Genomic DNA, 10,191 nt, shown 5'->3' with positions numbered 1-10,191 from the left:
TCGCGCCGCCTGCGCTGCGTCCTCTTTCCGCGAAAAGCAAAGTGCGGCGGACGACGCGGATTCAGGGGGCGGAAACCTGAAATGTTCCCGCAGCCCATAGAACCCGGTTCTTAACCGGGCGGGTGCAGTAAGATCAAGCCTTTACAGCCTCCCGTTCCGGGCGCTCGGAATTCCGAGGATTCTTTTTTCCGCGAAAAGCAAAGTGCGCCCGGCTAAAAGCCGGGTTTCAGGGGCGAAGGAGCGAGTGAATGGTTTCCGCAGCAATTCCGCGCCTCGACCGTCAAGGCGCGGAACTGTTTTTCATATTCATAAATTGTGCGGGGCGGCTTTGATTATTCGAGCGCGCCGGCGATCCGCTCGGCAAGGAAGGTCATCAGCGGCTGCCCGTCGCAGTGCGAGAGCGACGTGATGCCCCGGTGGTCGGTGAAGAAGAGCTCCTCGATGCGCCGCAGGTCCGCCGTTCCGAACGGCTCCTCGCGGAAGGTCAGTCCGACGGCCTGCACGGCCCGCCGCGTGATGGACCGCTCGACGCTCTCCGGACCCGGGCCCGCCGGAGCCGCCAGCACCGTGCGCCCCGTGACGGCGAAGAGCGGAGCGTCCTCGGCCGCGTGGAAATATCCTTCGAGGTCGCAGCGTATGGCAACCTCGGCTCCGGTCCGTTCGGCGGCCCGGCGGGCCCAGACCGCTGCGGCTTCGCGGACCGATGTCGGGAACTCGGAGAAGGGAACCTCATACGGGATCGTTGCCGCCGTCGGTTGCAGGCTCCGGTAGGCGTAGCCGTCGTAGAGCGACACGCCCGCGGGCAGGAGCCGTTCCAGCCCCTCCTCCGTGAGCTCGATGCGCACGAACCCCGAAACCCCGGTCGGGTAGCGCTCCGCCGCCGCAAGGGCCTCGATCCGGGCGGCAAGCGTCGCGGCAGCGGGCGTGTAGGGGCGCCCGAACCACTCGCGCGATGCGGCGTCGAGCACCGCGGCGTGCTCCGCGACGTGGAGGGCCCGGCCGCGGGCCACGTGCACCGTCTGATAGAGGTAGAGGTCGGTCACAGCAGGAAGATTTTCAGAAGCAGTTCGCGCAGCAGCTCGCCGTCCGAAGCGCCGCCCGACCCCATGCCCTTGCTCTTGGCGTCGTACTCGCGCAGCAGCCCCAGCACCTGGAAGACCTTCCGGTTGTCCCACAGCGCGGCGTTCTGCTTGATCTCCCCGAGAATGAAGGTGTTGTTCTTGCGCAGGAGGCGCATCAGCTCCTGATCCGACGGGAAGGGCTGGTTCCGACGCCGCGAGAGCCACCGCAGGTAGTTCACGACGAACAGGTCGCGGAACTGGCTGAACAACGCCATGACGGTCAGCAGCAGCGGGTTGTCCTTCGGGTTGCGGGCGAAGTGGTCGGCGATCATCAACGCCCGGGCCATGTCGCGCGTGACGACGGCCTTGCACAGCTCGAAGTTGTTGAAATCCTTCGAGATGCCGATGTTGGCCTCGATGTCGCGGTCGGTGATGCGCCGCGTCCCCTCGGGGAGCGAAACGGTGAGTTTCTGCAATTCGTTGGCGATCTTCGCGATGTCGGTGCCGAGGTGGTCGGTGAGCATCGAGAGCGCCTTGGGGTCGATCTCCATGCCGCGGCGGCGGATGAACTGCTGCAACCACGCCGCGATCTCGTAGTCGCGCGGACGAACCGATTCGAGCACCACGCCGTGGGCCGCACACCCCTTGTAGAAGGCCGAACGCCGGTCGACGTTCTTCTCCTTGTGGCAGATGACGAGGATCGTCGTCGGCGAGGGCTTCTGCGTGTAGAGCGCGAGCTTGTCGAGCCCTTTGAGCTGCTGGGCCTCCTTGACGATGACCACCTGGTACTGGCCCATCATGGGCATCTGGCGGCAGAGATTCACGACCTGCCCGGCATCCGAGTCGCGTCCGTAGACGGTGATCTGGTTGAAGGCCCGCGCGGCCTCGTCGAGGATCGACGCGGCGAGCTGCTCGGCCACGGCGTCGATGAAGTACCCCTCCTCGCCCATCAGCAGGTAGATGCCGGCGAATTTCCGGGCGGCGATTTCGCCCGTGATCCGTTCGAAGTCGGCGACCGAGTCCTTGAATTTCAGCGTACCTTTGGCCATGTCAGACAATCTCTTTGGTGATGCGCAGCACGTTCTCCGTCTCGGAGGTCAGGCGGTAGCGGTCGTCGATCCTCCGCCCGACGAGCCAGACGATCTCCTCGCCCGACAGCAGCACGAACTGCCGCTGTTTTTCGGGCAGCGATACCTTCGCGTCGATCAGAAAGTCGCTGACCTTCTTGCGGCCGGTCATGCCGAAGGGGATGAACCAGTCGCCCTCCCTCCAACGGCGCAGCGTCAGCGGGAATTGCAGCCGGTCGGCGTCGACCTGTGCGATCTGCTCCGGGACGCCGAAGTTCTTGATCGTGTCGATGTCGCAGTATTCGTAGTAGAGGACCGCATTTCCGCAGTAGCTGCGCGGGGCACCCTTTTCGACGGTCGTCAGACATTCGTCATCCGGGGCGATCGGCGCCACGAGGATCTTTCCGCGGTCGGTCACGGCCACGTGGTCGCGGGCATAGAAGCGGCGTCCGGAGGCTCCCTGCCCGAGGGCGCGGCACAAGGCGTCGATCACGTCGCCCTTGAATCCGTAGGCCGAATTGAGCAGTTCGTAGATCACGAACTCCTGCGGGAAGGCCGGGTCGATGCGGTCGAGATGGATCGTGTCGATCCCCTCCGAGGAGGTCACGGCCGTCTCGCGGATGCGCTCGATGCCGTGGTTGATGAAGAGCTGGGCGTCGGTCAGCCGCGCGAGGTTGCGGCACATCAGGCTTGTGAATTTGGGGTTGATTTCGCGGATGCGGGGGATCAGACCCAGCCGGATCTTGTTGCGCAGGTACTTGGTCGAGCGGTTCGACGAATCCTCGCGGTAGGGGATGTGGTTGGCGGCGGCGTATTCGAGAATCTCGCGGCGCGAGGCGAACAGCAGCGGCCGGACTACCTTGCCCACCTGGATGGAGATCCCCGTCAGGCCGCGCAAGCCGGTTCCGCGCAGCAGGTTGATGAAGAAGGTCTCGATCGAGTCGTCGGCATGGTGGGCAATGGCCACGGCGGTGTACCCTTCGGCATGGCTCAACTCGTCGAACCAGGCGTAGCGCAGCCTCCGGGCAGCCATCTCCATCGACTCGCCGGTGCGCTCCATCTCGGCCGCGGTCTCGAAGCGGCGGTTGTACCAGGGGACTCCGTACCGTGCGGCCTCGTCCCGGACGAGGAGTTCGTCCTCGTCGCTCTCGGCGCCCCGGAGCTGGAAGTTGCAGTGCGCGACGCCCACCGCGTACCCGCAGCGGACGAAGAGCGAGAGCATGACCATCGAGTCCACGCCGCCCGAGACGGTCAGCAGGATGCGGTCGTCGTGCGTCACGAGGTTGTTCTCGTCGATGTAGCGTTGAAAGGCTTCGATCAGTGTCATCTCTCTTACAGTATGTTCACTTCGGTGTCGATTTCGATTCCGAACCGTTCGCGGACCCGCTGCCGGACCCGGTGTGCGAAGGCGATGACCTCGCCGCCCGTAGCGCCGCCGTAGTTGACCAGCACCAGGGCCTGGCGCTCGTGTACGCCGACGTTCCCTTCGCGGTGTCCTTTCATCCCGGCGCGGTCGATGAGCCACCCCGCGGCCAGTTTCACGCGACCCTCGGGGGCGGGGTAGTGGGGCATGTCGGGGTATTCGGCCAGCAGGGCCTCGGCCACCGGGGCCTCCACGACGGGATTCTTGAAGAAACTCCCGGCGTTGCCCAGCACGGCGGGGTCGGGGAGTTTCGAGCGGCGGATGGCGCACACCGCCTCGCGGATGTTGCGCAGCGTGGCGCCGCCGCGGGCTTCGACCTCGCGTTCGACGTCTCCGTACCCGAGCCGGGGGCGGGGTGTGCGCGAGAGTTCGAGTTCGACGGCCGTGATGACGACGCGCCCTTTGAGGGCGTGCTTGAAGACGCTCTCGCGGTATCCGAATCCGCAGTGTGCGGCGTCGAGCGTGAGCATCGTCGCGGTTTCGACGCAGAACATCTCCACGCGGCGGATCGTGTCGGCGGCCTCGCATCCGTATGCCCCGATGTTCTGCACGGGGGCGGCGCCGGCCTTGCCGGGGATGAGCGAGAGGTTTTCGACTCCCCAGAGTCCTCGTTCGACGGCCCATTCGACCAGATCGTCCCATTCGACGCCGGCCTCGGCGCGCACGCGGATCGTCTCGCCGCGCTCTTCGAGGATCGTGATCTGCCGGGCGACGGGCGTCAGGAGCAGACCATCGTAATCCTCCGTGAAGAGGACGTTGTTGCCTCCGGAGAGGACCATCCAGCGCGGGGGGATGCCGCGGGCAAAGATTTCGCGCAGGTCGTCGGGCGTTTCGAACTCGACCAGATGCGCCGCCCGCTGTTCGACGCCGAAACTGTTGCGGTCGCGCAGGCTGATTTGGTGAAATTCTCGGATCATGATGCGCAAAGTTACGAATAATTTGCGTAACTTTATTGCACAAAACCCATAACCGATATGTTTACCGAACAGGATTTACAGCAAATTGCCGACCACGGGCTGACACTGGCCCGGGTCGAAACCCAACTGGAAAATTTCCGCCGCGGCTTTCCGTGGCTGAACGTGGTGCGTGCCGCCTCGCCCGGGGACGGGATCGCGGTGCTCGACGACGCGCAGGCCGAAGCCGCCGTGGCGCGATACGAAAAGGCGGCTGCGGGACTGGGGATCGTGAAGTTCGTGCCGGCGTCGGGGGCCGCGACGCGGATGTTCAAGGAGCTCTTCGAGTTCGTCAACGAGGGCAAGCGCGGCAAGGGCATCGACACGCTGCTGTCGAACCTCGACAAGTTCGCCTTCGCACCCGAATTGAAGGAGGTGCTTCCCGAGGGTGCCGACGACCGTGCGACGGTGAATGCCATCGTGAACGAGGGGCTCAACTACGGCCATAAACCCAAAGGACTGGTGACGTTCCACGCCTACCCCGAAGGGGCCCGCAAGGCCGTCGAGGAGCATCTGGTGGAGGGTGCCTCCTACGCATCGTCGAACGGCGTGGCGTGCATCCACTTCACCGTCTCGCCCGAGCACATGGAGGGCTTCAAGTCGCTGCTGGCGGAGAAGGTCCCCCTTTATGAAAAACGCTTCGGCATCCGCTACGACATTTCGTTCTCGGTGCAGAAGCCCGCGACGGACACCATCGCCGTGAACCCCGACAATACGCCCTTCCGCCAGGAGGACGGACGCCTGCTGTTCCGTCCCGCGGGCCACGGCGCGCTGATCGAGAACCTGAACGAGATCGACGCCGACGTGATCTTCATCAAGAACATCGACAACGTGACGACCGATGCGCAGCGCGGCGATACGGTCCGCTACAAGAAGGTGCTGGCGGGTGTGCTGCTCGACTTGCAGGAGCGGGCGTTCGAGTACCTGCGGGCGCTGGATGTCGAGGGCTGCGAGCTGGCTCCGATTGCGGAGTTCATCGAGAAGCGGCTGTGCGTGAAGCTGCCGGCGGATTACGATTCGGCGCTGCTGCGTGCGGTGCTCGACCGTCCGATCCGCGTCTGCGGCATGGTCCGCAACGAGGGCGAGCCGGGCGGCGGCCCCTTCTGGGTCGGGAACCCCGACGGCACGGAGTCGCTGCAAATCGCCGAGTCGAGCCAGATCGGTCCCGACGACATGCCGCTGATGAAGTCGGCTACGCACTTCAATCCGGTGGATCTGGTCTGCGGGGTGAAGACTTCGAAAGGAGGCAAGTTCGACCTGCGGCAGTACACCGACCCCTCGACGGGCTTCATCTCGTCGAAGTCGAGCGGCGGCCGCGAGTTGCGGGCCCAGGAGCTTCCGGGGCTGTGGAACGGTGCGATGGCGCGCTGGAACACGCTCTTTGTGGATGTGCCCATCACGACCTTCTCGCCGGTGAAGGTGGTGCAGGACCTGCTGCGCCCCCAGCACCAGTAGTCGGTTTAAGAAACCGCCCGGCTAAAAGCCGGGTTTCAGGGGCGGAGGGGCCTTTGCGGGGTTTCCGATCCGGTTCCGCGCGTCGACCGTCGACGCGCGGAACCGAATCCGATCCTTTCGTACATCCCTTCGCCCATAGAACCCGGTTCTTAACCGGGCGGATTCACGATCCGGAACCCCTTCACGGGTTCAGCAGCCCTTAAAACCGGTTTTTTAAACCGGTACCTTTTGGTGTCAAAAGGTACCCAAAACCAGCCGCAAGTTGCTTTTTGCGGGAATCCTCGGAACTCCTCGCTGAACGGGTGCAGTAAGATCAGGCCTTTACAGCCTCCCGTTCCGGGCGCTCGGTTTTCCGAGGATTCTTTTTTCCGCGAAAAGCAAAGTGCGGCGGACACCAAACGATGCGGATTCTGGGGACGAGAACCATTTTAGCAGGTTTGTGCGCTGGAAAATCTCCGGCTTGATGAAAAAACCGAAAAGAAAGATGCGGACTAAAAATGCGAGCGCCGAGGACGGTTTGCTTGCAAACCCGCGAATAGTCGCCCGCCCGGTTAAGAACCGGGTTCTATGGGCGGAGGTATGTCCGAAAGGTTCGGATTCAGGTCTGCGCTTCGAACGTTGGACGCGGATTCACGATTCGGAAACCTCGTGAGTTTCCGCAGCCCACAAATCCCCTTTCTTAAAGGGGCGGTTTTTGCGGCGCTTTTTGCCGATTCAAAAAGCGCCATAAAAGGCAACCGTTCCGGTTGCAGATTCTTGTACCTTTTGATGGCAAAAGGTACCCAAAACCAGCCGCAAGTTGCTTTTTGCGGGGCCGCAGTTTGGCGTCGCGGAAACGGGCGCCTGACGCGGGTTTGCAAGCAAACCGGCCCCGTTTCTTCTCGCGCCGCCTGCGCTGCGTCCTCTTTCCGCGAAAAGCAAAGTGCGGCGGACGACGCGGATTCAGGGGGCGGAAACCTGAAATGTTCCCGCAGCCCATAGAACCCGGTTCTTAACCGGGTTATTGGGCTACTTCGTTGTTTTTGGCGCGTTTGCGGGTGTTGATGGTCAGATACCGTTGCAGGGTCTGCTGCAATCGGGCCGGGTCGAGGTGCTGGCGGATGTCGCCGCCCTGTGCGATGGAGATCTCGCCGGTCTCCTCCGAGACCACGATGATGATGGCGTCCGAGATCTCGCTCATGCCGATGGCCGCACGGTGCCGGGTCCCGAACGACTTCGGAACGTCGCTCTGCGTCACCGGGAGGATGCATTTCGCCGCAACGACCCGGTCGCCTTCGATCACGACGGCTCCGTCGTGCAGCGGGGCATTCTTGAAGAAGATGTTTTTCAGCAGCGGTGTGGAGACTTTGGCGTCGAGGGCAATGCCGCCCTCGGCGATCAACCGCAGGTCGCTCTGCTGCCCGATGACGATCAGCGCCCCGGTCTTCGTGTCGGCCATTTCGCGGCAGGCCGTAACGATCGGGGCGATGTTCGTCTGCACGGTGTCCTCGCCCGTGGAGAAGATCCGCGTGATGAAGTTGAAATGCTTCTGCCGCATCCCGATCATTTGCAGAAACCGCCGCAGCTCGGGCTGGAAGACGATGATCAGCGCGATGGCGCCCACGGAGATCAGCTGTCCGAGGATGGTCGAGAGAAGCTCCATGTTCAGCGTGCGCACGACCACCCACAGCAGGTAGACGGCGATGATTCCCGAAAGGATGTAGGGTGCGTTGGTGCCTTTGGTCATGCGGTAGATCCAGTACATGATGAGGGCAACGAGGACGATGTCTATCAGGTCGACGAATGTGAACGGAACGAATCCCATCGCAAGCGTAGGTTTAATTGGTCGGGTGTCGGTATTGACAGCGCAAATGTATGAAAAAAAACCGACTTCCCGAAAGCGGGGGAAGCCGGTTTTTGTGCCAGTCGGGCGGAATTACTTCTTGGCGCTCTTCTGGTCTGCGGCGTAGAGCTCGTTGACCTTCGCCAGCACGGCGGGCGTGATGTTGAGCGTCGTGTCGGCGTCGATGAGTGCCGAAGCGTTGATGATGAGCTTGTATTTTCCGTCGGCGTTGATCTCCTTGACGGCGCGTTGGAGCAGGTCCTGGGCGCGGTTCGAGAAGACGAAGTTCTCCTCGTCGAGCGTCTGGGCCTCTTTCTGGGCGTTGGCCTGGTAGGAGGCGACCCGTTTCTGGATGCTCTCCTGCTGTGCCTGGGCGTCACGCGAGGTGATGAGCCCCTTTTCGTATTTCTCCTGCAACTGTGCGGCCTCGGCCTGGAGGCTCTTTTCGCGCTGGGCCCAGCTCTTCTGTGCCTTCTGGGTCTTCTCTTGCAGGGCCACGCCTTCGGTCTGGTAGAGATCGCACTGGGCAAGTACGGCTTCGACCTGTACATAGGCGATGTCGCTCGGCATCACCTGCCGGGTTTCGGCGGTTTCGGCGGTGTTTTCGGCCTGGTCGGCGGATTTCGTGCCGCAGGCCGTCAGAACGAGGGCGGCGGCCAGCGCCGGGAGTAACATTTTTTTCATGTCGTTATCGCAATGTTTGGTTAAAATTCGGCATCAGGTTCACAAAGGTAAAAAAAAATCTTTATTTTTGCCTTACGGATCATAAATTTATCGTTTGCGCGGGAATTTCGGCCCGGCAGCATCATTGTTGGAAGCATGTACGAATACATCAGCGGAACCGTTGCCGAGGTGGCGCCCGCCTACGCCGTGATCGACGTCGGGGGCGTCGGTTACTACCTGCATATCTCGCTCGAAACCTTTTCGGCGATCGAGCACGCCCCGTCGGCGAAACTCTTCGTCCACTACATCGTCCGCGAAGACGCGCAGCTGCTCTACGGCTTTTCGACGAAGGTCGAACGCGAGTTGTTCCGCCTGCTGATCAGCGTGTCGGGCGTGGGCGGGAACACGGCGCGGATGATCCTGTCGACCTACTCGCCCCGGGAGTTGCAGGGGATCATCTCGTCGGGAAACGCCGTGCTGTTGAAGAACGTCAAGGGCCTGGGACTCAAAACGGCGCAGAAGATCATCGTCGAGTTGAGCGGCAAGCTCATGACCCTGGGCGCGGAGGCCGGAAGCGCACAGTCCGCAGGCCCCGACGGCGGTGTGGTCGACGAGGCGCTGGAAGCGCTCGTCATGCTGGGCTTCTCCCGTGCGGCGGCCGAGAAGGTCGTCCGGGCCATTGTCCGCGAACAGCCGGACATCGCCGTCGAGGAGCTGGTGCGCATGGCGCTCAAACGACTCTGATAGGCCGGAAAGTCCCGTTTGCGGAACGTTCGGACATCCGGCTGCTTTTTCGGTCCCAAGCGATCCGGTTCGGTTTGCCGTGGCAAGGTAATTGCGCCATCTTTGGCGTGATTAAGTCGTAAAAATTTGCCATATGGAAACGTTCCCTTCCGGATTTCTGGTCATTTTGCTCGGCGTTTTCGCCGGAGCCGTCGTTCTGACGCTTCTCGCCCATGCGTGGAAACAGCACAAACTCCAACGCCTGAAAGATCCCCATCGGGATTACTACCGCAGATGAGAGGGTGGCGATGCCTCCCTCTCTCTTTTTTTGACTTCCCGGATACCGGGGAGTCGTTTTTTTGCGTTTCTTGTTCGTAAATCGGATTGTTTTTGTAAATTTGCACGATTATATGCCGATGAAACGCTTGCTCGTCATATCGTTTTTCGTGGTTGCGGCGCTGTCGTGCGGGTGCTCCCAGGAGGAGGATACGCTTTCGAATCAGCGCGAGAAACTCGTGTCGTATCTCGAACGCACCCACTCGCCGGCTCTGGTCGCGGAATCCTCGCTCGAAGAGGGCAGCCAGCTGCCGTATTACTCCGTCGCGGGCAATACGGTCTGCCGCTACATCAAGAACGTCTATGATCCGAACCGTGTCGGGCAGCCCGAGGTGGGGGAGCACTCGACGGTCTCGATCACCTTCCGCGCCTATGTTTTCGCCTTCTCGAACATCTCCGATTCGACGTTTCCCTTCTGGTCGAACGACCCGTTGCTGGAAAGCGCCTACGAAGGGTTGGGACTGACGGTCGCCGACGGCGTGTGGACGTTCGAGCCGTTGGTCCTTCAAATGGACGGCGATATACTAAAAGGGCTCCGGCTTGCGTTATTGGGGTGTCGGGAAGGCGACGACGTCGAGGTCTACATGACCTACAACATGGCTTACGGCGACGGACTTTTCAGCACCATTCCGCTCCAAAGTCCCGTGGCGTGGTTTTTTACGGTGGATGCCGTCGAATGATAAAATAT

Annotated in this window: 10 protein-coding genes; 4 read left to right on the top strand and 6 right to left on the bottom strand. The window is 62.0% G+C overall.

Annotation, left to right across the window (positions count from 1 at the left end; all coding sequences use genetic code 11):
- Positions 1–332: 332 nt before the first annotated feature.
- The 4 genes from B5G16_RS11460 to murB are packed head-to-tail and all read right to left on the bottom strand — an operon-like array spanning position 333 to position 4,468.
- The gene (locus B5G16_RS11460) at positions 333–1,043 is read right to left on the bottom strand and encodes an aminotransferase class IV (RefSeq protein ID WP_087263969.1); all 711 of its coding nucleotides are present in this window, start codon (positions 1,041–1,043) and stop codon (positions 333–335) included.
- Positions 1,040–2,110, bottom strand: coding sequence for a DNA polymerase III subunit delta (gene holA, locus B5G16_RS11455; RefSeq protein ID WP_087263966.1), 1,071 nt, complete (start codon positions 2,108–2,110; stop codon positions 1,040–1,042). The genes B5G16_RS11460 and holA overlap by 4 nt, the downstream gene beginning before the upstream one ends.
- Before the next feature lies 1 nt (position 2,111).
- Entirely contained in the window at positions 2,112–3,455 is a 1,344-nt protein-coding gene (gene tilS, locus B5G16_RS11450; RefSeq protein WP_087263964.1) for a tRNA lysidine(34) synthetase TilS, read from the bottom strand.
- A 5-nt stretch (positions 3,456–3,460) separates the two neighbouring features.
- The gene (gene murB, locus B5G16_RS11445; RefSeq protein WP_204228093.1) at positions 3,461–4,468 is read right to left on the bottom strand and encodes a UDP-N-acetylmuramate dehydrogenase; all 1,008 of its coding nucleotides are present in this window, start codon (positions 4,466–4,468) and stop codon (positions 3,461–3,463) included.
- 57 nt (positions 4,469–4,525) lie between these two features.
- On the opposite strand from murB, the gene B5G16_RS11440 reads away from it, so the two are divergent.
- Positions 4,526–5,959: a DUF4301 family protein gene (locus tag B5G16_RS11440; RefSeq protein WP_087263959.1), complete on the top strand. Its 1,434-nt coding sequence runs from the start codon at positions 4,526–4,528 to the stop codon at positions 5,957–5,959.
- Positions 5,960–6,959: 1,000 nt separating this feature from the next.
- On the opposite strand, the gene cdaA is transcribed toward B5G16_RS11440, so the two are convergent.
- Both cdaA and B5G16_RS11430 read right to left on the bottom strand, forming a co-directional pair.
- A complete protein-coding gene (gene cdaA / locus B5G16_RS11435) occupies positions 6,960–7,763 on the bottom strand; it encodes a diadenylate cyclase CdaA (RefSeq protein WP_087263957.1) in 804 nt (267 codons plus the stop codon).
- Between the two features lie 111 nt (positions 7,764–7,874).
- Positions 7,875–8,465, bottom strand: coding sequence for an OmpH family outer membrane protein (locus B5G16_RS11430; RefSeq protein ID WP_087263955.1), 591 nt, complete (start codon positions 8,463–8,465; stop codon positions 7,875–7,877).
- A gap of 135 nt (positions 8,466–8,600) precedes the next feature.
- Between B5G16_RS11430 and ruvA the strand changes: the two genes are divergently transcribed.
- The 3 genes from ruvA (at position 8,601) to B5G16_RS11420 (ending at position 10,183) form a co-directional block, all read left to right on the top strand.
- Entirely contained in the window at positions 8,601–9,188 is a 588-nt protein-coding gene (gene ruvA / locus B5G16_RS11425; protein WP_087263954.1) for a Holliday junction branch migration protein RuvA, read from the top strand.
- 133 nt (positions 9,189–9,321) lie between these two features.
- Positions 9,322–9,465: a hypothetical protein gene (locus B5G16_RS12795; protein WP_204228089.1), complete on the top strand. Its 144-nt coding sequence runs from the start codon at positions 9,322–9,324 to the stop codon at positions 9,463–9,465.
- Between the two features lie 118 nt (positions 9,466–9,583).
- Entirely contained in the window at positions 9,584–10,183 is a 600-nt protein-coding gene (locus tag B5G16_RS11420; RefSeq protein ID WP_087263977.1) for a hypothetical protein, read from the top strand.
- Positions 10,184–10,191 lie beyond the last annotated feature (8 nt).

Source organism: Alistipes sp. An66, assembly GCF_002161445.1.
In the GTDB taxonomy this organism is placed as follows: Bacteria; Bacteroidota; Bacteroidia; order Bacteroidales; family Rikenellaceae; genus Alistipes; species Alistipes cottocaccae.
This window is presented reverse-complemented; position numbering and strand designations above follow the sequence as displayed.